This is a genomic window from Rhizobium sp. 768_B6_N1_8 (assembly GCF_051811225.1).
Classification (GTDB): domain Bacteria; phylum Pseudomonadota; class Alphaproteobacteria; order Rhizobiales; family Rhizobiaceae; genus Rhizobium.
In genome coordinates this window covers 1-24,679 of the sequence record NZ_JBPWPV010000005.1, presented here as the reverse complement: position 1 = coordinate 24,679, position 24,679 = coordinate 1, and the positions used below count along the sequence as shown (strand labels likewise).

24 protein-coding genes are annotated in these 24,679 nt (G+C 61.0%); 9 read left to right on the top strand and 15 right to left on the bottom strand.

The features are described 5' to 3' along the window. Positions 1-10: 10 nt before the first annotated feature. Positions 11-508: a thermonuclease family protein gene (locus AB8B33_RS38350; protein WP_439019424.1), complete on the top strand. Its 498-nt coding sequence runs from the start codon at positions 11-13 to the stop codon at positions 506-508. A gap of 35 nt (positions 509-543) precedes the next feature. On the opposite strand, the gene AB8B33_RS38345 is transcribed toward AB8B33_RS38350, so the two are convergent. Further along, positions 544-717 carry a hypothetical protein gene (locus AB8B33_RS38345; protein WP_439019423.1) on the bottom strand — a complete coding sequence of 58 codons (174 nt, stop codon included), beginning with the start codon at positions 715-717 and terminating at the stop codon, positions 544-546. A 260-nt stretch (positions 718-977) separates the two neighbouring features. Beyond that, complete coding sequence (locus AB8B33_RS38340; protein ID WP_439019422.1) at positions 978-1,148, bottom strand: hypothetical protein; 171 nt, start codon at positions 1,146-1,148, stop codon at positions 978-980. A gap of 52 nt (positions 1,149-1,200) precedes the next feature. Between AB8B33_RS38340 and AB8B33_RS38335 the strand changes: the two genes are divergently transcribed. The 3 genes from AB8B33_RS38335 (at position 1,201) to AB8B33_RS38325 (ending at position 2,690) form a co-directional block, all read left to right on the top strand. Continuing rightward, positions 1,201-1,344, top strand: coding sequence for a hypothetical protein (locus AB8B33_RS38335; RefSeq protein WP_439019421.1), 144 nt, complete (start codon positions 1,201-1,203; stop codon positions 1,342-1,344). 188 nt (positions 1,345-1,532) lie between these two features. Further along, a complete protein-coding gene (locus AB8B33_RS38330) occupies positions 1,533-1,946 on the top strand; it encodes a SyrB-like regulator (RefSeq protein ID WP_439019420.1) in 414 nt (137 codons plus the stop codon). 162 nt (positions 1,947-2,108) lie between these two features. Continuing rightward, a complete protein-coding gene (locus AB8B33_RS38325; protein ID WP_439019419.1) occupies positions 2,109-2,690 on the top strand; it encodes a hypothetical protein in 582 nt (193 codons plus the stop codon). Positions 2,691-2,753: 63 nt separating this feature from the next. Here the strand turns inward: AB8B33_RS38325 and AB8B33_RS38320 are convergent, their stop codons facing one another. Continuing rightward, complete coding sequence (locus tag AB8B33_RS38320) at positions 2,754-3,062, bottom strand: DUF736 domain-containing protein (protein WP_003585013.1); 309 nt, start codon at positions 3,060-3,062, stop codon at positions 2,754-2,756. Positions 3,063-3,523: 461 nt separating this feature from the next. On the opposite strand from AB8B33_RS38320, the gene AB8B33_RS38315 reads away from it, so the two are divergent. Next, entirely contained in the window at positions 3,524-3,697 is a 174-nt protein-coding gene (locus tag AB8B33_RS38315; protein ID WP_439019418.1) for a hypothetical protein, read from the top strand. A gap of 3 nt (positions 3,698-3,700) precedes the next feature. On the opposite strand, the gene AB8B33_RS38310 is transcribed toward AB8B33_RS38315, so the two are convergent. After that, positions 3,701-4,624: an ArdC family protein gene (locus AB8B33_RS38310; protein ID WP_439019417.1), complete on the bottom strand. Its 924-nt coding sequence runs from the start codon at positions 4,622-4,624 to the stop codon at positions 3,701-3,703. 272 nt (positions 4,625-4,896) lie between these two features. Then, positions 4,897-5,484 carry a hypothetical protein gene (locus tag AB8B33_RS38305; RefSeq protein WP_439019416.1) on the bottom strand — a complete coding sequence of 196 codons (588 nt, stop codon included), beginning with the start codon at positions 5,482-5,484 and terminating at the stop codon, positions 4,897-4,899. Here AB8B33_RS38305 and AB8B33_RS38300 point away from each other — a divergent pair. Continuing rightward, complete coding sequence (locus AB8B33_RS38300) at positions 5,483-5,638, top strand: hypothetical protein (RefSeq protein ID WP_439019415.1); 156 nt, start codon at positions 5,483-5,485, stop codon at positions 5,636-5,638. The two genes, AB8B33_RS38305 and AB8B33_RS38300, sit on opposite strands and share 2 nt — an antisense overlap. 266 nt (positions 5,639-5,904) lie before the next feature. Next, the gene (locus AB8B33_RS38295; protein WP_439019414.1) at positions 5,905-6,276 is read left to right on the top strand and encodes a hypothetical protein; all 372 of its coding nucleotides are present in this window, start codon (positions 5,905-5,907) and stop codon (positions 6,274-6,276) included. A 43-nt stretch (positions 6,277-6,319) separates the two neighbouring features. Here AB8B33_RS38295 and AB8B33_RS38290 read toward each other — a convergent pair whose 3' ends face one another. From AB8B33_RS38290 to AB8B33_RS38280, 3 genes are all read right to left on the bottom strand, one after another. Beyond that, a complete protein-coding gene (locus tag AB8B33_RS38290) occupies positions 6,320-8,077 on the bottom strand; it encodes a ParB N-terminal domain-containing protein (RefSeq protein WP_439019413.1) in 1,758 nt (585 codons plus the stop codon). A gap of 328 nt (positions 8,078-8,405) precedes the next feature. Then, on the bottom strand, positions 8,406-8,723 hold the full coding sequence (locus tag AB8B33_RS38285) for a hypothetical protein (RefSeq protein WP_439019412.1): 318 nt from the start codon (positions 8,721-8,723) through the stop codon (positions 8,406-8,408). Between the two features lie 294 nt (positions 8,724-9,017). Beyond that, a complete protein-coding gene (locus AB8B33_RS38280) occupies positions 9,018-9,842 on the bottom strand; it encodes an AraC family transcriptional regulator (RefSeq protein WP_439019411.1) in 825 nt (274 codons plus the stop codon). Between the two features lie 73 nt (positions 9,843-9,915). Here AB8B33_RS38280 and AB8B33_RS38275 point away from each other — a divergent pair, with 73 nt between their 5' ends. After that, entirely contained in the window at positions 9,916-10,851 is a 936-nt protein-coding gene (locus tag AB8B33_RS38275; protein ID WP_439019410.1) for an NmrA family NAD(P)-binding protein, read from the top strand. A gap of 193 nt (positions 10,852-11,044) precedes the next feature. On the opposite strand, the gene AB8B33_RS38270 is transcribed toward AB8B33_RS38275, so the two are convergent. From AB8B33_RS38270 to AB8B33_RS38250, 5 genes are all read right to left on the bottom strand, one after another. After that, positions 11,045-16,159, bottom strand: a complete 5,115-nt coding sequence (locus tag AB8B33_RS38270; protein WP_439019409.1) for a DEAD/DEAH box helicase family protein — start codon at positions 16,157-16,159, stop codon at positions 11,045-11,047. Between the two features lie 99 nt (positions 16,160-16,258). Continuing rightward, on the bottom strand, positions 16,259-16,660 hold the full coding sequence (locus AB8B33_RS38265; protein ID WP_439019408.1) for a DUF3085 domain-containing protein: 402 nt from the start codon (positions 16,658-16,660) through the stop codon (positions 16,259-16,261). A 13-nt stretch (positions 16,661-16,673) separates the two neighbouring features. After that, positions 16,674-17,279 carry a DUF1419 domain-containing protein gene (locus tag AB8B33_RS38260; RefSeq protein WP_439019407.1) on the bottom strand — a complete coding sequence of 202 codons (606 nt, stop codon included), beginning with the start codon at positions 17,277-17,279 and terminating at the stop codon, positions 16,674-16,676. A 141-nt stretch (positions 17,280-17,420) separates the two neighbouring features. Beyond that, the gene (locus tag AB8B33_RS38255; RefSeq protein WP_439019406.1) at positions 17,421-18,386 is read right to left on the bottom strand and encodes a DUF3991 and toprim domain-containing protein; all 966 of its coding nucleotides are present in this window, start codon (positions 18,384-18,386) and stop codon (positions 17,421-17,423) included. Positions 18,387-18,605: 219 nt separating this feature from the next. Next, positions 18,606-18,782, bottom strand: coding sequence for a hypothetical protein (locus AB8B33_RS38250; protein ID WP_038496918.1), 177 nt, complete (start codon positions 18,780-18,782; stop codon positions 18,606-18,608). A gap of 488 nt (positions 18,783-19,270) precedes the next feature. Between AB8B33_RS38250 and AB8B33_RS38245 the strand changes: the two genes are divergently transcribed. Next, positions 19,271-20,113: a DUF3800 domain-containing protein gene (locus tag AB8B33_RS38245; RefSeq protein WP_439019405.1), complete on the top strand. Its 843-nt coding sequence runs from the start codon at positions 19,271-19,273 to the stop codon at positions 20,111-20,113. Positions 20,114-20,163: 50 nt separating this feature from the next. Here the strand turns inward: AB8B33_RS38245 and AB8B33_RS38240 are convergent, their stop codons facing one another. Further along, positions 20,164-23,421 (bottom strand): error-prone DNA polymerase, encoded by a 3,258-nt coding sequence (locus AB8B33_RS38240; protein WP_439019404.1) that lies wholly within the window; start codon positions 23,419-23,421, stop codon positions 20,164-20,166. Further along, on the bottom strand, positions 23,418-24,679 hold a 1,262-nt coding region (locus AB8B33_RS38235), incomplete at its 5' end, for a Y-family DNA polymerase (RefSeq protein WP_439019403.1). The genes AB8B33_RS38240 and AB8B33_RS38235, both read right to left, overlap by 4 nt.

Below are 24,679 nucleotides of genomic sequence, written 5' to 3'. Positions count from 1 at the left end.
CATTTTAAGTTTGGCATATTCGCAAGAACCCCGGCTTTTCTTCCGGGAAAGGAGAAAGCAACACGACCTCGCGATCCTCACATTTGTTCTTGGCATCATAAGCGCCATCGCCCTCACGGTCAGTGATCCAACGATGACACTGGCCGCGGCGAACATGGTTTCGGTAAGGTTTGAAAAATGTGCCAACGGTCATCGGATCAGTTGCGTTATCGATGGCGATACACTTTGGATCGATGGCACGAAAGTCCGGGTTGCAGACATCGACGCACCTGAGATCAGCGAACCAAAATGCGCCTCAGAATTGGCTCTTGGCAATCGCGCGACGGAGCGGCTGATCGAACTGGTGAATCAGGGACCATTTCAATTTCGGGCATGGCCCGGTCGCAACATGGACCGCTACGGCCGTGCACTTCGGGTTCTCGTGCGAAATCGCCGTAGCCTCGGCGATATCCTGGTCTCGGAAGGACTGGCCCGGACCTGGACAGGCCGTCGGGAACCCTGGTGCTAGACGGCTCGGCCGGTTAAGGCCGAGCCTGTCGGCGCTCACTTGCGCCGTTCCCATTCGGTCTCAATGTTGAACTCGACGTCTGCGAAAAACGGGATCTTGATAGCGATCTTCAGACCGAGCTTTCCCTTACGGAAAAGGTGACAGACAATCTTTCCGAGGGTGCGAAGACGGCGGCCGGTGGCGGTAAGGAATTTTGCGAGCTGTTGCATCATGGATCTCCGGTTGATTGCGCTTCATTGCGGGGATGAAGGGCGGACCGGGAAGGAGGGCTGCACCCGCAGGGCTGAAGTGGAGCGGAGGACCTGATGGCGACTGAATTTTGGTCCGCGAGGAGCCGGAGGCGGGGGAAATTCTGGCGTTATCAGGTTGCAGCCAGACGCCCGGGACGCACTATCCCTTATGTCGATGAAATGGGATCGACATGAGATCTGCGACAGCGTGTGATGAAGACGCGGTTTGACGCCGCCCCTCAGAACGGTGGCTCCGCATCGACGCGGCCCTCCAGCTCGGCTATCGCGACCGTCAGTTCGGCCTGTGCGAGATCGAGCTCGGCTTCGATCTGGCGGCGCTCGCAAGGCTCCAAAGCATTACGCAATTCCGCACGAAGTTCTTCGATCTGGCATTCGATTTCGTAGGTCATTGTCTGATCTCCTATGTGAAAGACGATCAGCGACGCCGGATAGGGAATGACGATGTCAGGGATCGCTGAAGCGACCGGCAGCGCCGGGGAGTGGGGGAGCCGATTTCGTGTTGGCGGCTCTGCTGCCAATTCGAAATTGGGGGCACCGCTCATCCTTGACGACGGCAATCCCGTCGGCATCATCATCGGATACTGAGCAGGTTTTTCCCTCTCCGTATGGCACCCAAAAAAAGCCAGACCTCGCTCGATGCGTGGTCCGACTTTGACTACCCGATAGAGATGGCGGCCTGGCAAACGCCGAATGCAGGCGAAAGCACGGCTCCCCACATTGACTTTGAGTAAAGGCGAATCGAAAGCTTGACCGCCTAACAGAGGAGAACACTGATGGCTGACGAAACCGCGATTGAGACCCCTGCCACGACCGAAGCGCCGGCCGCAGCCGCCGTTGAGAAGAAGACCCGCAAGCCACGCACGCCGAAAGCTGTCGCAGAAGCTAGCACCGTCAATGCTACCTCTGCACCGGTAGAAAAGCCGGCCAAGAAGACACGTGCGAAGCGCGGCTCCAAAGTGGTTCCGGTCAAGGCGGAAAAGCCGGTTGCCACACCGAAGGCGGCCGCGAGTCGCGCGCCCCGCGTTGGAGCTGCTGCTTCCGCTCCGGTCGCTACCTCTGTTGACGTCATCGACGATATCGCCGACCTCATCAAGCTTGAGGAAGAGAACAAGCAGCTTCGCAAGGAGCTCTCCGAAAAGCTGCGCGCAGAGAATGCAGATCTGCGCAAGCGCCTTGGCAAGGGCTGATTTCGGTTTTTGAGCGGCGCCACCTATTCCATGCGATGGCGCCGCCGATCTTTCGTATGATTGACCCGAGATCAATGCGGTTTTGGTGACAATGAATGACCGCGGCAATGTCCCCGCCGCCATGCTTTGAAGGTAAATGCGATGAGAACACCATGGAGATTTGTGGCTGACCTGGTGTCACGTAAACCGAAACCAGATAGCCATGACGAGAGCCCAGCAGTCGCGCCGAAGACCATTGCTCTCGAATACAGACCCTCCCTCGAAGAGGAACACCCGGACATTGAACCAGCGGTGCCCGACCGCTCCGCGGAGGCCGACTCCGAGGCGCAAGTCGAGGCAAACCTGCGCGACCCAGATACTGACTCGACGGACACCGAAACGGCGACACCAGTTGTAGCGAAAGCTCCTGCGGCCCCAGCCAGAAACGAGGAGCCGGCAGCGCTCCCCACATCGCAACAGCCTGACGAGAAGCCGCCTGCTCCCACGCCGACCCGAGCTGCCGAAACACCGGTCGAGCGAGCGCCGGCACGCCAAAAGAAGATTAAGCCGATCGTGGAGCCGGTGGTTTCCGTCGCCCAAACCGACGAGGTCGCCCCTGCCGTCGCTGCCGGCCCAAAATCTTTCGCGGATGAAATGGCTAACCTGGATGTGGAGGTTGCTGCGCTCCGGCGCCAGCTTGCAAAGAAACTCATCGAGCAGAACGCGCAGTTGCGCAAGATGCTCGCCAGGTTCGACGGGCGCTAATTGCGCGCCGCCGTTCCGATACGGGAAAGGCTCCGCCCGTGGGGCGGAGCCTCGTGATGTCAATCAATCCCGGTTCGGGCGGGACCAGATGAGCTGGAGGCCGTCCTCGCCTTCGACCTCGGCGAGCGTGGCGTAGATCGGGGCCGGGAAGCTCGGATCATCAAGCTTGACCGAGAGGTAGTCGCGGCCCTCACCGGAGGTCTTCTGCCAGGCGGCGCCCAGTTCAACGCTCCCCGCGTAGACGCGGAACTGTGGGCCCTTGTCGGAGGGGTTCTCGACCCGGGCGATGCGGGCCTTGACGTTGAGGGCGAGAGTGCGGATGGAGCCGGTGAAGCCGTTTTCGGTGGAGGTGAAGGTGCCGATGGTTGCCATTGTCGTATTCCTTTTCTCGTACTCGGGCCGCGCCCATCGCGGCCTCGATGGCTGTCGAACAGACCGGTGACGATCGGACCGCACCTGATAAGGCCGCAATGAAATGGAGGGCGGCAAGTCGCAGATTTGTTAGCGGGCGAGGAGGAGGGCGCAGCCTTCCGGGGTAAGAAATCTGCGAATTGTCGTTGCGGGAAGACGATCGAGGCGCAGCCGGTCTCCGGTCAGACATGCCTCATCGAGCCCGCAGATGGGTTGCCGGAAACTCTGACGTGAAGGGATATGGCAGTGGCGTCCCGCCGCAGTTGCCTCGGTCAGGAATGGTAGCCAGCGCCCTGCCCCACTTGCACCGCCGTCGTTGCCTGCTTCAATTGGGGAAACGAGCTCCACGTAGACATCGGCCGGCTTGTCCAAGACGCCTCGTGCGATATCGTTGCACCCGCGAATCGTAGCCTGGAGACCCAATGCGTCAGCAGACCAAGCCGTTCATCGTCGAACGCAAACCGTCCCGTAAACCCAAACCCAACGCCGCAAAACCGTCGATCTGGGGAAGGCTGGATGCTGACATTGCACAAGGTCTCAGGGACCAGCGTGATACGGATCACGCGGCCGCCACCGGTCGTGACGACCGCGCTTGAGCATTAGGCCGCAGCCTGCGCGTCCGTCTCCGACTGCAAGGAATGAAGGAAGCTAACGGCACGCTGTGCGTGAGCCGCCGCCTGGAAGATCGCCCGCTTGTCGTTGGCCAGTACCGATAGCCACGACTGAAGATACGATGCATGATCCGGCCGCGGCTCAAGCTCCGGCGCGATACCGAGGTCAGCGCACAGGAAGCAACTGCCGAGCTCCGCGACCAGCTCTTCACGTGCCCGCTCTGTTCGGTCCCTGGCATAGCGCGACAGGTCACGTCCCACGCGATGTTCTGCCGCCGTCCAGTGCGTCGCCTCATGACTGAGGACGGCCGCGTACCCGGCAGCATCGCGGAACGCCTCGAAGGGCGGCATCTGGATATAGTCCATGACCGGGGAATAGTAGGCCTGATTGCCGCCGTGACGGATGAGTGCACCGGTATTGCGGAAGAAGCGATCGGCACTCTCGATCCGGTCGATCGGATCAAGAACCTTGGCCGGCGGCGCATAGCAGCCATCGGGCAAACCCTCGATTTGCTCAAGGTTGAACACTGAATAGGCCTTCAGGAACGGGATCTCCCGATCGACTTCGTTGCCGTTCCCATCCGCTTCAGACTTGGTGAAACGGCTGGCGAAGACAACGGTCGAGCCGGTCTCGCCCTTGCGCACAGCGCCGCCCAGTTCGAGGGCCTGCTTGAAGGTCATCCACATCGACGACGTGAACCCACGCGACATCTGCTCAGACCACAAAAGAAGCACGTTCATGCCCGAGTAGGGAAGGCCGTTGTGGCGCACCGGCCGGCTAATGCGACCATTGGTGTTGGCGGCGCTCCACGGCTTCATCCAGGGACGCACGCCCTGTTCGAGATCCTCGACAATCCGATCAGTGATCCGCGCATAGATGTCGACGCGGTTGGTATCCGTTTTCCTGCTCATGGGTTTTCTCTCCATCAGGACAGCGCCTATCGCGGTCCGTCACGGAGGTCCGAAGCCAGGGGCCGATGGTGTGGCCATGCACCGGAACGGCCGCAACAGCGTGGAGGACGGCAAAGCCGTTGCATGGGCACCCGGCTCCTGCAGGACCGCCGACCGGGACGGGCCGCGATTAGCGCGTCTCCAGTTTTCTTTTCGGCATGAGAAAAGGCCGGCGCTGTAAGCACCGGCCTTGGACCAGGAAAAGAAGGCGGGGTGCGACCCCGCCAAATGTTTCATCCGAATGCGGCCATCTGAACTTCCGCCGCTTTGCGGTCGAGCGATGCCCCCGGGTGTTCGACCGGCCGGTCGAAGGGCTTCCAGGTCTCGCCGACGACCTGTTCGTAGGCTGCCACCGCGCCCTCGGCTGCCATCCGCAGCGCATGGGACTGGATACCCATGTCGGCTGCGAATTCCCGCTTGCGCTGGGCAGCACTGTCATAGCCGACCGGGCCATCGAGATCCTCGTCGCGGGCATCATTCGACGCCTTGGCTGTCGCGTCGCGTGCCTCGGTGACGGCGCGGGAGTAAAACTGCCCAGCGCCGTGCGCCGATCCGACGAAGGCCCCGACGATACGCTGAAGATGGATTTGCATGGCCTTGTCGCCGAGCCCTTCGGACAGGCTGTCGGCGGTCTCGACGATCAGCCGCTCATGCAGGCTGCGGATGCCATCGCTGTCGACGACTGCCGTGCCGAAGCTTTCGGCGATCTTGAGTGCCTGGGCGGTGTCTGGGCAGGAGAGGCGGACCATTTCGAGAGTTGCTCCTTTGCGAAGTTGCGAGATCCGTGCGTTGGAGCGGTTTGGAGCTGCGGGCTTGGCCATGTCTGTTCCTTTCTTTGCTGCCGAAGCGGTTCCGGCCCGTGCCGGTCTGCCCTTCGATGCGGACGACCAGAACCGGCAAGGGACGGGCGGCTTCACAGGTCCGATCCGGTTGAGCCAGCAGGGTCGGTTTGCGGGCCAGCAGGTTTCGACCTGAGCAGACCGCGAGCCTGCCCTGCGCAGGGAAGCTGGGTCGGCCGCCACGCGGCGCGACAGCGGCCTTGAAGCGCCCGGCCGCCGGTTCAGACCGCAGCGAACAAGAAGGGCAGTCCAGCACCGGTCCGATGCCAATCCCAAGCAACGGGAAGGATCAATGGCCGAGCCCGCCACGCCGATGCCATCGAAGCCCGGCAAGTTCAGCGCCAACGTCTCCGTTTCCGGGCCTGCCTATGTCGCCGGACGATGCAGAGGTCGCTTATCGCGATGCTGCAGTTCACTGATGACCCGCTCTTACGTCGCCAGCCTGCGGTGGATCATGTCGAGCTCGACCCAACGCTCGAAGGTGAGGCGGTCGACGAGCTCCTGATGGCAAGTACGACGACCCGATCGGCGACGCGCTCGGCTCCGGGTTTTCACTGTCGTCGCCTGCCTTCCCGCGCGCGCTTTGATTTGCCGGGTCAGGCATTCCAGATGCCGCTGGATCTCTCGCCGGTCGACGATTGCTTTTGCCAGCGGTTTCGAAGCGCGGACATTGATCATCGCCCATCCCCCGGTCGCCGGCGGCCGATGAAGGAGGACGGTCTGTCGACGGATAAACCGTCCGCACTGGTGGCAAACTCCACCCCCAAAAAATAGGGGGTGGGTGCTGGTGCTGCCATGTTCGACTGGGAGATGGCGGTCACGCTGCCTCCCTCTGATCGAAGCCGGCGTCGTGCTCTTCGTGGTCAGAAAAATCTGCATCCTGCAGATCGTCCCGATCTGCAGCCTCGTCGAAGTGCCCTTCCTGATACTCGGCTGGGTCATCAACATGATCGCCACCGTCATCTTGCGAGGCCGCGCCGACAATATCCGTAGCTGAGCTCGCCCGGATCCAGTCGAGCAACTCGTCGGCTGGCGGGGCGAAGCGCGCCGAAGCATGGACGAAGTGCTCGTTCGCGAAATGCTCGACGAGCGCTGCACGGGTTTCACGAACCTTGGGCCGAGGCTGCACGGATGCCTCGGCGCACGATGCTTCCAGTGTCTGGCGGGACAGGCACAGGAGGAACTCCTCCGAACCCATGTTCGGCAGGAATTTATCGGCGCCGATAGCCTCTCCGGCGATGCGCGAGACCATCCCGCTGTTCGACACACCGCGGCGGCACGAGAAGACATCGATCAGCACCGAGCGAACGGCGACCCTAAGCGTGTCCTTATCGAAGGCGAGCTTGCCATTCTCATCGAACAGGGCGACGGCATGGCGCGAGAAGCGCTTGCCGCCGTAGAAGGTCCCATCTGCACCGGAGTCGACGCGGACGTTCTGCCCGGCAAACGCTAGCACCACCAGGGCCATCAGCATGTCATCCTCGATCGGCGCGCGGCCGAGCGCATCATGGAGCGCGTCGGTGCGGAAATCGCCGATCATGTCATGGCCCTTCTGGGTCACGTCGGGGCGAACCTTCGGCGAGGCAATCGCATCGCCGTCATCGTTGCTTGCGGAGGATCCGTCATCACCAGCGCCCTTCGGCTTTGCCGCCTCGGGCATGCGGTAATGGACCGTCTGTACCTTGCCATCGCGATCGAGATAGAGCGCCGTGTGGTCGGACTTGGACGGTTTGCCGTAGACTTGCGCCGCTTTCTTCGGCAGCTCCGGCTGGCCCCAGCTATTGACCTCGACGATGGCGCCACGCTTGGGAAGGTTGGCGGTCATCCACTCATGCTGGGCGCCGAGAAAGCCCTCGACATTCGTCGTGTACCGCCCGTCCTGGTCAGCCGGCGCGAAAAGGTCCTCGACCCACTCGACCCCGTAGGCTTGAGCCAGATCGTCACCGAAGCTCGCATCCCGGGCATACATGCGCTTCTTCGTGAGCGCGTTGGCGATCTGCCACCACGGAGCCGTGTCGCCCTTCTTCGGCTTATGCGCCTTCCAGACCTCCTTCTGGTCGACCTGACCGGCGGCGGCGATGATCCGCAACTGCTGCTCGGATGGCATGTCGCCCAGCGCCATCTGTTCGAGCATACCCGGCAAGACATTGGCGAGCAGACGCAGCTTGCGGATCTGGCGAACGGGAAGTGCGAGGGCTACCGCGATCGCTTCCTCGGTCCAGCCGAGAGCAACGAGCCGTTCGATGCCCCGCCACTGATCCACGGGGTTGAGCGCCTCGCGAACCGAGTTTTCGACCATCGAGCGCATGGCGCCATTGTCGTTGGCTGCATCGACGACCAGAATTTCGATCTCTTCCAGCCCCGCTGCGATGGCAAGGCGCACGCGGCGATGCCCGGCGTCGATAATATAGCCGTTTCCACCATCGGTTTCGGGGGCAACAACCGGCGGCTGGACGATGCCGACGGCCTTGATCGTTGCCAGCATCAACGCATCGGCCTGCGGCGAGGATTTTGACTGGCGCATCCGGTCGGGATTTTCCTTCAGCGCACGTGGGTCAACCTTCATGATCTGCATGGGATTTGTCCTTATCTCGAGGGATCCGGACCGGCACCTTGCCAGCCCTTCCTGTCTTCATCTTTCTCGAAGACACCTCCCGGACCGCCGAGCGGCCGGACTGCCGCAACTGTGGCCGAGCATCCCTGCTGGGCAGGACAAGCGGGGCTGCCAGCCCTGCGAAGGACAAACGGCCGGGATGACGCAGGCGGCGGTTGAGCGACAGCGTCGGCAGGAGGACCGATCTGCGACGGGTTCTTCCTTCCTGCTTTTCAGTTCTCACTTATCAATTCGAACCTGGGCGCGAAGATAATTGGATGCGGCAGCAGCCGTACGTCGCGAGGATCGCCTAAGCTCGCCGCCCAAGAAGGGCCAGCGCGTCAGCCATCATACGCTTCAAGATGACTTTCCTGCTTTCCGGTGCGGCAGAAGCAGCTTTAGGGATAGCAACGGTAGAAGGCGATGGATTGATGGTTTCGGAAGGTGAGACCGGAAGCGGCTGTTCGACCAGTGCGGCGACAACGACGTGCGTGACCATTGTCTCATCCGATTTAACCGCGACAGTGACCTGGCCTCCGGAACGGAGGCGGTCGACGCCCGTTTGGGCGGCCTCCTGCTCGTCTTGAGCTTCGACCAGCGATGTCTGCGTAACCAGAAAAAACGGCATGTGTTCCCACGCAATGTTTGAGTGCAGATCTCATCCGCCAAGCGGGTGCGGTCAAGATGCAGCACCGGATTTGCGGTCGCCTCCGAAATAAAAAGGCGCTCGACCCGTGAGGGGAGCGCCTTCTTCTGTATCCCGGGACTATGTCAAACGCCGCGGCGATTGCAGCGAGCAGGACATCGTCTCATCGGGAAGTGATGCTCAGATATTGTTGACGAAGAGCAATTTCAAGTCGTGATCTGGGGTCAGAGCCGATCGATTGAGCCAGAGCTGCCGAGACTTCGGATGGGCAACGTGTCACGCGCGCTCGGCGCTCAAGAGCCGATCGGCAAAGTAGCGCGATGGCGTGGTCCCAAGCGCCTTCTTGAACATGACGATGAAAGCCGTGGTGGAGTCGTACCCTAAGTCGCCTGCTACCTGTTGGACTGTCGCACCGCCGGCAAGTTGCCGCAGGGCGATGACCAGATGTAGCTGACGCCGCCAACGGCCAAAGCTCAATCCCGTCTCTTGGACCATAAGCCGCTTCAACGTTCGCTCACTGATGGCGACATGCTCGGCCCATTCGCCGAGCGTGCGCCGGTCGCTCGGGTTTGCCAAAAGCGCCGCAGCGATCAAGGCAATCTTTGGATGGTCGGATACAGGTAGCTCCAGCCTCTCCCGCGGCATCAGGGCGAGCTCATCGAGCATGACCCGCATGAGGCGATCGACATGAGCGTCGGGCGCGTCCCTCTCCGATAAGTCCGCTATCCGGTGGATCATTTCCCGAAGCATCGGCGATACCGAAAGCGTGCAGCACTCATCCGGAAGCTCCGCCGCGCCAGCCTCGACAAACAGGTATGTCAGACGAGCATTGGACGTGACCTGATTGCTGTGCGGAACGCCGCCGGGTACCCATAGCCCACAGTCGGGTGGAACGACCCAGACCCCGCTTCCCGCTGTGCATGTCACCGCACCATGGAGCGCCAGGATCAGTTGACCCTGCGGGTGCTGATGCTGATGCCCCTCGGCTTCATAATCGGCGAAGTCCACTCTGAACGCCATCGCCAGCCCATGCGAGAGGCTCAGATCTATGGCAGTGCTGCAGGTTGGCCTCATCAACGGTTGGCCTGATTTCGAGATCATATGGCATTATCTCCACTTTTGCCCACCAGGCAATCCTGTAAGAATCGGCTCAGCAAACTGTAGGAGATGAGCCATGCGCATTGCCGTGGTTGGGGCGACCGGCAGGATCGGCGCCAGACTGACCGAGAAACTTTTGGCCAAAGGCCATTCAGTCAAAGCTCTGTCGAGAGGAGGGCCCGCCCTCGAAGCACTTGTCGCGAAAGGCGCAGAACCTTTCGTCGGTAGTTTCGATACAGAGGATGGTGAGCTCGGCAGGTTCTTCGAAGACGTGGACGCTGCGTTCCTGATGGTCAAAACCCTTTGGCAGGCGGAGGACTTTCATGGGCATTACCCTGCGGTAGCCCTTCGATTCTTTGATGCGCTTCGGGATTCCCCGGTGAAGTTTGCCGTGAGCCTGACCGCTATGGGATCGGAGGTCAGTGGAAACACCGGCCATTTCCAGGGCTTCCATATCCTGGACCAGATCCTCAACCGACTACGCGACATCAATCTGGTGCACCTGCAGGGTGGCTGGTTCATGGAGGACCTGTCCAGGTGGAGCGACGCGATCGCGCGGCACGACAGGATCGGCTTTACACTTGCCCCCGATGTCAAAGCGCCTTGGGTTTCCATTCAGGACCTCGTGGATTTCGCGGCGAAGGAGTTCGACAGGCCGACCGACCAGCACCGGTCGGTGAAGCAACTGGGCATTGACTACACGATGACCGAGATCGCCGCGCTGATCGGCCGAGCGCTCGGCAGAGAGGTGGATTACCGCTTCGTCGATCCGAGCGATCCCGAGGTCGAAACGGTATTCCGGGAGAAGTTCGGAACGCTCGATCGCTGGGTCTATGACAAGAATACCGCGGCGGCTCTTAACGATGGGCGGGTCAAGTTCCACGATGATCGTCCGGCGCTGACCACCACAATGGGAGACTTCGTCAAGGACAGCCTCAGACCGCTGATCGAGAAGGCGAGGACGGAAGGCCTCAAACCGGAGACCTTCCTGACGTGGAGCTCGCAAAGATAATGCTGCGTTAGATCTCGACGAAGAACAAAAAAAATGGGCCTGCGAGAAACCGCGGCCCATGAAGTGTGGAGATCTAAACCTCCAGAGGGGAACAGCTGCTGCGACGGAACTGGGAGGTGACCGCCATGTGCATCAGCTGAAGGCGTTATGCCTGAATTTTGACCACCACGAAAACATTTATTGTGCAATGCAGCTATGCAGCTGCCGGGACGGTCTCATTGTCCAAATCTGCCAGTTGAGCCTCGATTGCCCGCAGCTTCAGACGCTTTACCTCCAGGTCGTCTGCGAACGCGAAAGTGCCTCCGTCTCGGGAACGGTAGGAAACCAATCGCCGCTCGGCTTCTTCTAAACGCCGGCGATACTGGCGCTGTTCGTCGTCAAAGCCGCTGAGAGCGTGCTCCAGCCGTGAGATGGCGCCAAGCGGCGTGACCGTGATCGCCAGATCGATCTCGTAATCGGCGCCAGTGCGCTGGAGGAGGGTCTCGTAACGATAGCCGTCACCCTTGCCGAGCCGCTCACCCTCATAGACGAGATCGAAACCGCCTATCGTCGCCAGATGAACCTCCTCCTGGTGAAGCTGCAGCAGCGTGAGGATCTCCTTCATCAACGCGCGGCCCGCTTCCTTGCGCTCAGTGTATTCCTGCCCGAGCACCGTCATCGTAAAGGCATCGCCGCCTGTCGGCTTAAGCCGCACGATATCCTGGCCGATCTCACCGATGCGCCGGGTCGAGACCTCGATCTCACGCTCGGCATCACGCATCTGCCGACGGACGGCATACTGATCGTCCTCATGGGCGGCCCGCAGCCGTTCGAGCCGGGCAATGTCCGCCTCAAGCCCAGCCTTCTGCATCAGTCGCTCGTCACCCGAGGCGATGGCCTTGGCCAAGGCGAACTGGTTGGCGGTACCTTCACCGATATCCTCCAGTCGCCTGATCGATGTATCCCCGGAAAGCGCCGCGGCAATGAACCGGGCCTTGCGCTCGTTGTTCTGCCACATCGAGGCGTCGAGCGAGCCTTCGGTAGCATAGGCGAAGATATCGACTTCCTCATGCTGATTGCCCTGGCGGACAATCCGGCCTTCTCGCTGCTCGATCTGCGACGGCAGCCATGGCACATCCAGGTGATGGAGGGCCTTTAGCCGAAGCTGGGCGTTGACGCCCGTGCCCATCGTCTCCGACGAACCGATCAGGAAGCGGACCTTGCCGGCGCGGACATCGCCGAACAGCCTCTGCTTGGCTTCGGTCTTCTTGTAGTCCTGCATGAATGCAATCTGCGACGCCGGCACGCCGAGCCGGACCAGCTCGTCCCTGATGAAGCGGTAGGCCGAGAAGCCGCGGGACTTTTCGACATTGATGGTGCCGAGATCGGAAAAGATCATCTGCGCGGCGCCCGGCAGATCGAAATCCTTCCCATCGGGGCGGCGATAGGTGGTCTTGGCCGTCTCCTTCCAGATCCGATAGGCGTTGCGGATGAGCAGATTGAGCTTGTTGTCCTCCTCGTTGTCGGCGTCAGGTATGACGAAGCGCAGGTCGATCGCCGCATGGCGCCCGTCGGTGATTACCGACAGCAGGATGTCATCGCCCGGCTTGGCCGGTCCCTCGCGCTGTTCGATCGACTTGATGCGCGCGTCGAGCATCTGCTGATAGGTCTTGAACAGAGCGGTTGGCTTGGCCGTCAGGATCTGCCTGCGCCCGGTCGAGATATTGGGGACCTTTACATATTGCCGCAGGTCCTCCGGCATGACGACATCCGCGAAGGACCGGAACATGGCGATCAGTTCGGGAACGTTGACGAAGGAAGCGAAGCGGCTGACCGGCTTGTATTTGCCGGACGGCTGGATTTCGAGTTCGGTGGTCGTATCGCCGAAGCAGGAGGCCCAGGCATCGAACTCATGCAGTCCGCGTTCGGAGAGAGCCGCATGGCCGAGCAGGCGCTGGATCGAGAACATCTCGCCGAGCGTATTGGTGATCGGCGTGCCGGAGGCAAGAACCAGGGCGCGGCCAGGATTTTTCGTCTCGATATACCGGGATTTGACGTAGAGATCCCAGGCGCGCTGCGAGCCATTTGGATCAATGCCCTTCAGCGTCGACATATTGGTCGCAAACGAGAGTTTCCGGAATTCCTGCGCCTCGTCGACGACGATCTGGTCGACGCCGATTTCCGAGATGGTCAGAAGATCGTCCTTGCGGGTGGCGAGACCTTCAAGCCGCTCCTGCAAACCTTCCTTCAGCCGCTCAAGGCGCTTGCGCGAGACGCGGTCGTCGCTGTCGACCTTCGTCAGCAGATCCTCGTAAAGCTGCAATTCGTCCTGGATCATCTGTTGCTCGAAGGCCGACGGCACGGCGATGAAGCGAAACGCCGAGTGAGTAATGATGATCGCATCCCAGGTGGCGGTCGCGGCCCGCGAGAGGAAGCGTGCGCGCTTGTCCTTGGTGAAATTGGTCTCGTCGGCGACAAGGATGCGAGCGTTGGGGTAGAGGGCGAGGAATTCGCGGGCCGCCTGCGCCAGGCAATGGCCGGGAACGACAAGCATGGCTTTGGCGATCAGGCCGAGCCGGCGCTGTTCCATGATGGCGGCGGCCATGGTCATTGTCTTGCCGGCGCCGACGGCGTGAGCAAGATAGGTAGAACCGTCGGCGATGATCCGCCAAATGCCGCGTTTCTGGTGTCCATAAAGAACAAAGGCGCCAGAGGCGCCCGGTAGCTTCAGATGGGAGCCGTCGAATTTGCGCGGCGCGATATTGTTGAAGCGGTCATTGTAATCGCGCGCCAGCCGGTCGGTGCGATCGGGATCGGTCCAGACCCAGTCCTGGAACGCCTGCTTGATCCTCTGCAGCTTGTCGCGGGCGGCTTCCGTATCGACGACATTGAGTACGCGTCGCTCGCCGTCAGCATCCTTGAAGGTGTCGAAGATCTGTGGGACCCGGCTGTTCAGCGCATCAGCAAGCAGCTCGCCGGCATGCCGCCGGCTGGTGCCCCAGTTCGACGTGCCGGCGGCCGAATATCCAAGCTGCCGAGCCTCCACTGTCCACGATCCGAGTTCCGGCATATGGTGGATGCGGATATCGGCGTCCATTGTCTCCTTGACGAAGGCCACGACGTCGGACGCCGGGATCCAGGGTGCGCCGAGACGGGCGGTGATGTCGGAGGGTCGGAGATCGGCCGGGTGAACATCCTGAAGCGCCCGCACGTTGCGCTCATAGGCCGGATCGAGCGCGGCTGCCGCTTGTGCGGCGGCAAGCTTGGTGCGGACTGCTCCCGAGAGATAGGCATCGGCCGTCTGCCATGACCCATTGATCGGGTCGCGAAACACCTCGTTGGCGAGATCGGCAATCACTGTGGACACGTCGAGATGCAGCAGTTCGGCGATATGATCGAGGTCTACATGGCTGCGCTCGTTGAGTACCACCGCCAACGCATCAGCCGCATTGGTGATGACAGCCGACATCGGCGGAGCGATCACGCGGGTTGCGAATATCGGACCCGGCTTCGCCGTGTCGGTCTCCAGGTCATAGTCCTCGATCGAGGCGACCAACCAGCAATCCGGATCGTCGCGGAACGGAGCCAGGTTGGGCTGGCGATGGGTCTCTTTGACCTCGCCGGTCTCGGCATCCTCCTGGATCGAGACGGTGGTATGATTGATCGGACCGAAGTCGCGCACGAAGCTCGACCAGGCGATGCGCAGACGGACCTGAAGATCCTTCCACGGGCGGTCCTGTTCCTGTGCCTTCAGCACCTCGCGCACCGCGTCTCGGATCGGGATCAGCTTCGAGATAATCCGGACATGCTTCTCCGAGATGCCATCTCCGGTGCGCCCCTTGCGCATGGTGACCGGCACGGCCGAACCGTCGAGCATCTGCATCAGACCCTTTGATCGGTCGAGGAAGAAGCTGCCCTCACGGATGGCCCTCTCCCACGGCTGCAGATCGACAATCTCACCGAGCTCGTCCTCCAGATCGATATCGATCGGTGTCGGCTCGCCGTCATAGAGATCGGCTGGAAGGTGTTGAATGGCAGCGGCAAGGGCGGTTTCCAGATCCTCGCCGGCCCGCGGCGAGCAGGTATAGGTCTCGCCAAATGGTCCGGAGGTCAGCGCGTGGCTGCCGAGAACGAAGTCGGGGTGGCGGGCGAACCAGCGATTGACACGAATAGCGCCTTCGTCGTCAGTCGCGGGGCGAATCTCTTCAACGTCGAGCCAGGTCTGGTCGCCCTCCGACTCACCGGCCTTGCGCTTGCGAAAGAAGAGAATGTCGACGACGACATCCGTGCCGGCGTCCCGACGGAAACCGCCCTCGGGCAGCCGGATCGCCGCGATCAGATCGGCGGATTTGGCGATATGTTCCCGCGCCGTCGTATCGGCCTTGTCCATCGTGCCATGTGAGGTGACGAAGGCGGCGAGCGCGCCCGGCTTCAAAAGGTCGATGGAGCGCGCGATAAAATAATCATGTAGGCGCAGGCCAAGTGACCGGTAAGCGCGGTCAGAGCGGACGGTGCGATCGGAAAAAGGTGGGTTGCCGATGGCGAGATCGTAGATCGGCGCCAAATCGGTTCGTGCGAAGTCTCCCTTGATGATCCGGGCCTTCGGCTGAAGCAGGCTTGCGATGCGGGCGGTCACCGGATCAAGTTCAATCCCGGTGACGTAGGCCGCGGCACGATAGGGCTCCGGCATCAGCGCGGGGAACAGGCCCGTACCGATGCCCGGTTCCAGCACCCGGCCGCCGCGCCAGCCGAGCCTCTGGATGCCAACCCAGATCGCTCGGGTGATGAACTCTGGCGTATAATGGGCGTACTGGGTGCAGCGGGCCAAAGACGCATAGTCCGCTTCGGAGACGGCGGTTTCGAGCGAGGAGCCGAGCTCATCCCAGCCCTGTCGGAAATTCACCTCACCCGGCCGCCGAAACATGCCGTTGGCCAGCTCGCCGGCGCCAAAGCCGGTAAAGCGGATCAGTTGTGCCTGCTCCTTAAGTGTCGCCGGCCGGTCCTGCTTGGAGATGTTATTGGCAACGAGGATCGCCGCAACATTTGCGCGGGCACGATCCTTCCAGGACGAAGGTAAGCCGCGATCAGCCTCGAGATAGAAGTTTGCCCGGAGCCTCCTCGGGCGTAACGGAGGCCGCGAGGGTACGGCCTTCGGGAGTGCGGATGCCGGCGCTGGCGCCGGCGGCGGCGTCGGATCTGGATCGTCATCGTTGGCTGGTTCCACGGACGCTTCGGGCGCGAAGCTCCCAAAGGCCGTGACACCGAGGCCAAGCCCGGATGACAGGGCGGTATTGCCGAACATGTCGAGCGTGAAAGGATCGTTGCTCATGATAAAGTCTCCTTCTGAAAGCCCGCGTCATCGCTCCGCCAGGACGATTGGCGGCGAAGGGACGCTGATTGAGATTGGAATCCCGCTAAGGTGGGAACGTTACGACCACTCGATGATGAAGAGTTCCATCGAGTCCAAGTCAAAGGTGATGCCGAGATGCCTGGCGTTGGGAATGGCGGCGATCATTGCCTCCAGCTGCACGGCGTCGATGAACTCGACACCGTCATCGCCGCCGAAGGTCTTCCGCTTCACCTCGAACCAGTCGTCGTTCGTGCGGGGATCGCATTCGAGTGCATAGGCGACGAACGGCTTTTCTCCATCCGGCAGTTTGCCGTTCGAGCACAGGTAGACGCCGTGGTCCCCCACCAGCCAGACACCCGGCTGCTCATCGCGACCGGGATGAAGGCCATAATGGGGATTGCGAAAGCCGCCATTGGCTTCTGCGTCGGCGCGACCGCGGGCGATCACCGCCCGCACGGATTCAATCGGAAAGGAAAGCATGGCACGCATCTCCTCACGCTGCGACTGCAGCGTCGGGAAGATGGCGCAGCTGAACGGGCAGTTTGCTGGCGACCTCATCATCGGTCAGGTCGTCGAGCAGCTTCAACTGGGCAGACCCAGCACCGCTGTAGAGGGCGATAACGCGCTGACCCGGCAGATAGTGTGGGGAGCTTTCATCGGAGTAGCCGCGATAAGCGTCCGCCGTTGCACTCCAGATGTGCTCGAGACGTTCATTCCGCGTCATCGATCGAACCGGGCGCGTCTCCTGTTCGATGATCGCCAGTCGCATGTCTTCCACCGATCGGCCGTCGGAGAGATCGCAATATCCATGGAAGTGACGAATGACCCCGTCGATCCGTAGCGCGAAGAACACCGATGTGACAGATCCGGTCAGAAATTCGCGCATTGCGAACATCGAGCCCCGGATCCAAAGCGGCGGCAGAATCTCGAACATATAGTCGTGTTCGCATTCGGTGATTTCGAACCATTCGCCAGCATAAAGCGCGCTCGTGTCACCGTCGAAACGGTGAGGACGTTGTGCGTGCCGATCGAACAACCTGAACATCTGATGGCGGTCGGCGACGCCCTGGTAGACTTTGCGGATGGAGGAAAGGGTCATGATTGGCTCCTTCAGCCTTGTCCGGGCGAAGCGCGGCAGATCCTCTTGGTCGCCATCGTCTCTTCAGCCCTTCCTGACCCCTCCCCTCAAGCCGCCTCTCCGTCCGGGCGGGTCAAGGGCCGCTGGCAAGCGGGCGAAGCTTCACCCTTGACGCGGCCGGCGGGCATGCGGCAGGCCTCCTCTTCCTGCCCTCATTGTCCTTTCCTTCATTTCTTCGCCCCGCACTTTCAGCGCATCGTTCCAGTCCTCGGCCGGCGGCGTCAGTCGCAACCAGTCGCAGCCGACCTCGTCGGCAATGTCGCGAAGCCGGCCGGCAAAGGTCTCACCCTGGCTATTGGCGTCGGTAGCGGCGACCAGAACAACACCAGGGCGCGCGGCCAGCTTGCGAACGGCCGCTTCTGTCGCCGGCGCCCACCCGCCCCCCGTGCTGAGATAGAGGCTGCTGTCACGCAGCCCCTCAAAAGCCGCAAGGCTCATGGCGTCGATCGCCGCTTCGGTGACGCAAAGACGCGTGGCATCGGAAGAACCAAGGCGAAACAGAATTTTCGAACCGCCTGCGGAAAACCCCCGCCAATTGGGACCGCGCTCCTCCCAGCCGGAGACAGCGCCATCGTCATTGACATGTGCCGCCCACATGCTGCCATAAGGGCCTTCCCGAAGGACGTCATTGTAGATGGCCTCCCGGATGATTGTTGCCGGAAGGCAGCGCCCAGTTCGCAGATAGCGCCAGGTCATCGACCCCTGCCATGGGCTCTGCCGTTTTGCCCAGCGTTCCCGGATGGAAGTGCTGTGAGCGAGGCTTCTCGACGGCCGAGACCAAACAGAATCCGTAGCGATGACGCCGACGAGGTTGGCCACCCGGTCAAGCGCTTCGACAAAGGTGACGTCGTCCAGATGCTCCGCGAGACCGAAGACATCGCCTTTCGCGTCCGACAGTGGATCGAACCAACCTCGCCCCCCATGAATGACGATGACGATTTCCGCGCCGCGCCGGTATTTTAATGCCTTGCGGGTGCTTTCCTTGACGTCGATGGCAAAGCCGGCCTGTTCCAGCAAGGCTGCGCACGGGACACGGTCCCGAAGTTCTTCCAGCTTCTGTTTCTCCATATTTTCCCGGCGCTTTCGCGTCCGCCCTTCTTTCCAGATTCATGTCTCCCGCAATTTGCGGGACCGTTTCCGGCGGCCGCGAAGAGCAAAGGGGGCAAGGGCGCGCCCTGGCAATCTGCTGATCTGCAGATCAACGCCTACCGTCGGTGCCAAAGCGCGGCGAAGCTTCCCTTGCCGCCTGCCGCTCGCAAGCGGCACCAAGGAGAGGTAAATGCCGGCTCAATGAGCCGGCCAGGGATGGAATTCATGCACGATCTCCAGATCGTCTTCGTCATCGAGTTCGTCGCTCGGCAGAACGCCGAACTCGTCGCCGGACCTGAAAAGCGTGACCGGAACCATCAGGATGCGGGAAAGCTGGAAGGCGTGGTTCTGCGCAAGGGTAAGATCGGTGTTCATCGGAGGGCTCCATCTTTGGAGCGGGCCATTCCCGCTCGATGGCTCCCGTCAGTGTCCGGAACCGGTCGCGATCACCGCGAAGGCGCAGCCGAAGCGGCCGCAGCTTGCCTAGCGGACCCCGTCAGCGGGTTGATCGACGGAGATCCGGGGCCGGACCAGGAAGCCATCCATCAAGAGCGGGAATGGGACGCCTCAATAGATCTGCCTCCGGCCAACAAAGATCGTGCTGATGCGGATCTTGTCACGCTCCTCGATACCTGATGCTATCTTCTTTTCGCTCCAGTCATCAGGTCAAGTCGATGCCCACGTCTGCTGGATACGGGTCACATACGACGTGAAGCCCCGGACGTTGGCGATTGGGAGCCATGCGGAGCCGCCCCTTGAAAAGCCGACACGCAACCGATATATATTGGTCATAGTCGAGAGCGCTGATCCGTCGGTGCGTTGAACGATTGTTTCACTCGGCTTACCGAATTGGAGCGGACCGCATGCGGTCCGCTTTTTCGTTTCAGGGGGATTCGTTGCATCTACTATATCTCGACGAGTCTGGTCACTCGCATGATCCAAGCTCCGACTTCTTTGTCCTTGCCGGATTTAGCATATTCGAGCGCCAAACGCATTGGCTGGAAGCCCAGATAGATCCTGTAGCGGCGCGCTTTAGTTCGGCCAATCCTCGAGAAATCGAGTTCCATGGAAACCCAATGCGCTCGGGCAACGGTACCTGGAAAGGTGTGTCTCCCAACGACAGAGTTCAAGCCGTCGTCGATATCTTGTCGCTACTGGCCGACAAGCAGTTGCAGTTGAAGGTTTACGCCTGCGTCATCGAAAAGAAGCTCTTTTCTCCTAACGATATTTTGGCTCGGAGTTTCGAGGAAGTGGCTTCGTGTTTCGATGGATATCTGAAGACACTCTATAAGAAAAAGAACCCCCAACGCGGCTTGGTCATCCTCGACAAAAGCAATTACGAGGAGAAAATCCAGACCCTGTCTCATGTGTTCAAGCACGTGGGGCATGCCAACGGGCAACTTCGAAACTTTGCCGAAGTCCCGCTTTTCCTGGATTCAAAAGCATCGCGCCTCATTCAGATGGCGGACTTGATCGCCTACTGGATTTTCCGTCACTTTCAATCAGGCGACCAGCGTGGCTACAACCTCATAAAGCCGTACTTTGCCCGGTATGGTGTCGGGCCAGTCTCAGGTCTGCGCTGTCATGTCACGCCGGAGACAGAAGCGCGCCTCTCATCACTTCCAGTTCCAGTTCATCCGTTCCCAAAACCATCGGCGAAACCTGTTGTCACGGATGCATCCGAGGTCTCCATACTTGATGACTAGAGCGGCTTTGGAGGTGTAGGCGCCGCTTCCGACTCGCTGGCTTGAGCATTTTAGTGAAAATTCCGCGCCTTCACCTTCAGCGTTTCGATATGAAGATCGGGCGTGAACAAGTCCCGCGGGACAATCGGCCTTGGCCTGTCGCGTGAATCCGGCCCGCCGCCACCATGGGCAAACTCATCCCCTCGCCCGGTTGGCAGCTTGAACTCGACATCCCGGTCCGCCAGGCCGATGAGGTCGCCTGACAGATCGAACAACTGTTGTGCGACCAGATGAACGACCTCCCCTTCCCGCTGGATGCGGCCGTTGATCGCCATCATCGAAGCACCAAGAACGACCCGCCGACGCTTCTCGAACAGTGACGGCCAGACGACGATATTGGCAGGCCCCGTCTCATCCTCGATGGTGATGAACATCACACCCTTGGCCGATCCGGGCTTTTGCCGCACCAAGACAAGCCCGGCCGTATAAACCCATCGCCCGTCCCGCGCATTCATCGCCTCGGCACAGGTTATGATGTTGCGTGCTGACAGGTCCTTGCGCAGGAATGCGACCGGATGCTGTCTCAGCGTGAGCCCGGTATGGCTGTAGTCTTCGATGACGTTGTGCCCGTCCGTCATCTGCCGAAGCGCAACCTCCGGCTCCTGCTGCTCGGCGATCGCCGCCATCTCGTGTTCGGCCGCGGCTGCAAACAAAGGCAACGGCTCGTCGCGCAGCGCCTTGATGGCCCAGAGAGCATCGCGTCTTTCGAGTTTCAGCGATGGGAGGAAGGCATCGGCCTCTGCCAGCTGGACAAGCGCGTCCGTCGGGACACCCGTCCGGCGCCACATATCATCGACAGAGGCGAAAGAGATGTTCATCCGAGCCGTCACGATCCGGGCAGCATCCGCGACCGCCAGCCCCCTCACTTGCCGAAAGCCGAGCCGGACGGCATGCCGGCCGGAATTGCCAATCTGCTCCAGGGTACAGTCCCACCGGGAACGGTTGACACAGACCGGTCGTACCTCGACACCGTGTTTGATCGCATCACCGACAATCTGGGCGGGAGCGTAAAAGCCCATCGGCTGACTGTTGAGAAGCGCTGCGCAAAAGACGTCCGGATAATGGCACTTGATGTAGTTCGATGCGTAGGCGATCAGCGCGAAGGAGGCTGCATGGCTTTCCGGAAAGCCGTAGGAGCCAAAGCCTTCGAGTTGCGAAAACGTCTTTTCAGCAAACTCGGGTGAATAGCCGTTCTTCACCATGCCGGACACGAGCTTGTCCTTGAAGCGTGAAACGCCGCCAGTAAACTTGAAAGTGGCCATCGACTTGCGCAACTGGTCGGCCTCGCCGCCGGTAAAGCCGGCGCAGACCATCGCCACCCGCATGGCACTCTCCTGAAACAGCGGGACGCCCAGCGTTTTGCCAAGGACCGCCTCGAGCTCCGGCGTGGGATATTCGACCGGTTCCTTGCCCTCACGCCGGCGAAGATAGGGATGCACCATGTCGCCTTGAATAGGACCAGGGCGTACGATCGCCACCTGCACGACCAGATCGTAGAAGGTGCGGGGTTTCAGGCGCGGCAGCATCGCCATCTGGGCCCGGCTTTCGATCTGGAACGTGCCGAGCGTATCGGCCTTGCGGATCATTGCATAGGTCGCGGCATCCTCCTGCTTGATCTTCGACAGATCGAGATCGTCGTCCTTATGTTCGCGGATGAGATCGAAAGCCTTTGCCATGCAGGTCAGCATGCCGAGTGCCAGCACATCGACCTTCATAAACTTCAGCGCCTCGACGTCATCCTTGTCCCATTCGATGATTTGCCGGTCTTTCATTGTCGCCGGTTCGATCGGTACGAGATCGTCCAGCCGGTCGTGGGTGAGGACGAAGCCACCAGGATGCTGGCCCAGATGGCGTGGCGCGCCCATCAGTTGCTGCGCCAGTTTCAGCGTGAGCGCCAGACGGCGATCGTCAGGATTGAGATTGAGTTCGCGGATATTTCGATCCGGTACTTCCTCCGACCAGGACCAAATGCCCGATGACAGCGCCTTGATCACATCTTCGGGCAGGCCGAGCGCCTTGCCGACATCGCGGATCGAACCCTTGGCACGGTATCGGGTGACGGTCGCGCAGAGTGCTGCCTTGTCTCTCGTATAGGTCTTGTAGATCCATTGAATGACTTCCTCTCGCCGTTCATGCTCGAAGTCGACATCGATGTCCGGCGGCTCGTCACGCTCCTGGCTGACGAAGCGTTCGAACAGCAGATCATTGGTTGAGGGATCGATGGAGGTAATGCCGAGGATATAGCAGACGGCGCTGTTGGCCGCCGATCCCCTGCCCTGACAGAGGATGCCCTGGCTCCGGGCGAAGCGCACGATCGAAAACACCGTCAAAAAATAGGGGGCGTATTTCATGGTGCGGATGAGATCGAGCTCATGCCGCACGGTTCTCAACACGTCCGGCGGCAGCCCCTCGGGATAGCGGTTGGGCACACATTCCCAGACGTAATGCTCAAGCGACGCTTGGGCGTCCTTTCCGGCGACGATGGCTTCTTCCGGATATTGGTAGGTCAGCTCCTCCAGCGAAAATTTGCAGCGCCGCACGATCTCCGTCGTTCGCGCCAGCGCTTCCGGATATCGCGGAAACAGGCGCTCCATCTCTTCCGGTGGCTTCAGATACCGATCGGCATGGCGCTCGCGCTCGAAACCGACATCGTCGATCGTGGTGTTGTGCCTGATACACGTGACGATGTCCTGCAACTGCCGCCGGCCCGGCTCATGAAACAGCACGTCATTGGTGACCACTGTTTTAACCTTGAACCGCGCCGCCAGATTGGAAATCTCATGCAGACGCAACTGGTCGTTCGGTCGCCGGCGCAGGCACAGCGAAACATAGGCGCGGTCGCCAAATAGCTCAGCCATCTTGCGAAGCTGGATCGCACAGAGATCATCCGGTAGATCCGGCACCAGAATGCCGACCAGGGCTTCCGAATAGGCGACGATATCGTCCCAATGCAGGATGCAGTTGTTCTTGCCGCCGCGCGACTTGCCAAGGGTGATCAACCGGGTCAGGCGCGAATAGGCGGATCGGTCCATCGGATAGACGAGCACTGACATGCCATCCGCCAGATCGAGACGACAACCGACGACCAGCCGGACACCGGTAGCACGGGAGGCTTCCAGCGCCCGGACGATCCCGGCCAGCGAATTGCGATCGACGACGCCGAGAGCATCGATACCGAGCTGTTTCGCCGTCTCGAACAGTTCCTGTGCCGAGGATGCACCGCGGAGGAAGCTGAAGTGGGTCGTGACCTGCAGCTCGGCGTAGCTCATGCGAAGATCCCGTGGCAGAACCAGCGGTGGGAACCGGTCTCCGGATCAACACCATCGCCGGAGCGAAACACCCAGAGGCACTCGCCTGCTTCATCCTCGATGACAAAGTAGTCGCGTACGGCCTCCATTTCGGCGTCGCGCTGCCACCACTCGCCAAAAATACGTTCCGGGCCATCGGCACGCTTGATCTTCCGGCGTTTGCCCCGCCAGACGATCGAAACTGGCGGCCTGTCCGGCATCAGTGCGATTGCCTCGATCAGTTCCGGACGGGCCAGCAGCCGGACTGGCCGGCGCCAATGACTGACCCAGGTCACTGTGAGCGGATCGGCAGCGGCATTGATCCTCTGGACAGAGCGTTCCGGCACATCGGAGGCAACCGGTGCGACACGATAGACCCGCTGGCCGCGGTTTCCATAGATATCGATCAGCGGTGTGACATCGGTGATGTCATCCTCGACCAAAGCCGACGCTTTCTGCGCCTCCTCCAAAGACTCGGCCATGACCGCGACCAGAGTTAGCTTTTCGATCCCGAAGCCCGGCTCGATCTTTTCCGTCCGGTCCCGAAACAGTTTTGTCAGCCAGGCAACGTCGCGGACAGGCTTGGCTGTTCCCGCCCGGATCGCCTGTCTCGTGCCATTGACCTTCTCAACGATGAGATCGGCTCGCCGCACGCCCAGCCCGCGCTTCTGGAGTTCGTTGACGAGTTGGGCGACAAGGCGACCGACATACTTGTTGATCGTCTCGGCCGCGCCGATCGGTTCGGCAAAGGCTTTGGAGACTTCAACCAGCTCTGGCGTGCGGATTGGCTCGATCGGCTCGGCAACACGACAGAGCATCTGGTCAAGGCGGCGGCCGACCTCCGGACCGAAGCGAAGCGTCAACGGCGCGCGTGGCGTGTTGGCAAGCTCGCCGATCGTCCGGAAGCCGAGCGTGCGCATATCGCTGACGACTTTCCCCGGCAGGCGCAGCAGCGATATCGGCAGCTTCTCGACGGCGCGCACCGTCTCGCCGGGCGGAATGACGATCGTCTCGCGACTGATGGCGCGCGCACAGGCGTGAGCCGCGCCCCAGCTATCGGCGACCGCCACGCGGGCGGTCAGTTTCCTTGCCAGGAACTGGTTGGCGATTTTCGTCACCATGGGAAGCTCGCCGCCCTGCAGATGGTCAGCGCCTTCGGTATCCATGACGATGCCGTCGCTCCCATCGACGGCAACGATCGGCGAGTAGATCGTCAGCGCCCAGAGCGTGATGCGTTCAA

What these genes read in the sequence shown, in the direction of transcription:
- AB8B33_RS38240 (WP_439019404.1), bottom strand. Translation starts at nt 23,421, where the DNA reads ATGAGCTACGCCGAGCTGCAGGTCACGACCCACTTCAGCTTCCTCCGC.
- AB8B33_RS38330 (WP_439019420.1), top strand. Translation starts at nt 1,533, where the DNA reads ATGGCTGACGAAACCGCGATTGAGACCCCTGCCACGACCGAAGCGCCG.
- AB8B33_RS38245 (WP_439019405.1), top strand. Translation starts at nt 19,271, where the DNA reads ATGCGGTCCGCTTTTTCGTTTCAGGGGGATTCGTTGCATCTACTATAT.
- AB8B33_RS38345 (WP_439019423.1), bottom strand. Translation starts at nt 717, where the DNA reads ATGCAACAGCTCGCAAAATTCCTTACCGCCACCGGCCGCCGTCTTCGC.
- AB8B33_RS38320 (WP_003585013.1), bottom strand. Translation starts at nt 3,062, where the DNA reads ATGGCAACCATCGGCACCTTCACCTCCACCGAAAACGGCTTCACCGGC.
- AB8B33_RS38305 (WP_439019416.1), bottom strand. Translation starts at nt 5,484, where the DNA reads ATGGCCAAGCCCGCAGCTCCAAACCGCTCCAACGCACGGATCTCGCAA.
- AB8B33_RS38255 (WP_439019406.1), bottom strand. Translation starts at nt 18,386, where the DNA reads ATGGAGAAACAGAAGCTGGAAGAACTTCGGGACCGTGTCCCGTGCGCA.
- AB8B33_RS38340 (WP_439019422.1), bottom strand. Translation starts at nt 1,148, where the DNA reads ATGACCTACGAAATCGAATGCCAGATCGAAGAACTTCGTGCGGAATTG.
- AB8B33_RS38310 (WP_439019417.1), bottom strand. Translation starts at nt 4,624, where the DNA reads ATGAGCAGGAAAACGGATACCAACCGCGTCGACATCTATGCGCGGATC.
- AB8B33_RS38265 (WP_439019408.1), bottom strand. Translation starts at nt 16,660, where the DNA reads ATGCTTTCCTTTCCGATTGAATCCGTGCGGGCGGTGATCGCCCGCGGT.
- AB8B33_RS38275 (WP_439019410.1), top strand. Translation starts at nt 9,916, where the DNA reads ATGCGCATTGCCGTGGTTGGGGCGACCGGCAGGATCGGCGCCAGACTG.
- AB8B33_RS38300 (WP_439019415.1), top strand. Translation starts at nt 5,483, where the DNA reads ATGTCTGTTCCTTTCTTTGCTGCCGAAGCGGTTCCGGCCCGTGCCGGT.
- AB8B33_RS38260 (WP_439019407.1), bottom strand. Translation starts at nt 17,279, where the DNA reads ATGACCCTTTCCTCCATCCGCAAAGTCTACCAGGGCGTCGCCGACCGC.
- AB8B33_RS38335 (WP_439019421.1), top strand. Translation starts at nt 1,201, where the DNA reads ATGTCAGGGATCGCTGAAGCGACCGGCAGCGCCGGGGAGTGGGGGAGC.
- AB8B33_RS38290 (WP_439019413.1), bottom strand. Translation starts at nt 8,077, where the DNA reads ATGCAGATCATGAAGGTTGACCCACGTGCGCTGAAGGAAAATCCCGAC.
- AB8B33_RS38315 (WP_439019418.1), top strand. Translation starts at nt 3,524, where the DNA reads ATGCGTCAGCAGACCAAGCCGTTCATCGTCGAACGCAAACCGTCCCGT.
- AB8B33_RS38280 (WP_439019411.1), bottom strand. Translation starts at nt 9,842, where the DNA reads ATGATCTCGAAATCAGGCCAACCGTTGATGAGGCCAACCTGCAGCACT.
- AB8B33_RS38285 (WP_439019412.1), bottom strand. Translation starts at nt 8,723, where the DNA reads ATGCCGTTTTTTCTGGTTACGCAGACATCGCTGGTCGAAGCTCAAGAC.
- AB8B33_RS38250 (WP_038496918.1), bottom strand. Translation starts at nt 18,782, where the DNA reads ATGAACACCGATCTTACCCTTGCGCAGAACCACGCCTTCCAGCTTTCC.
- AB8B33_RS38295 (WP_439019414.1), top strand. Translation starts at nt 5,905, where the DNA reads ATGCTGCAGTTCACTGATGACCCGCTCTTACGTCGCCAGCCTGCGGTG.
- AB8B33_RS38270 (WP_439019409.1), bottom strand. Translation starts at nt 16,159, where the DNA reads ATGAGCAACGATCCTTTCACGCTCGACATGTTCGGCAATACCGCCCTG.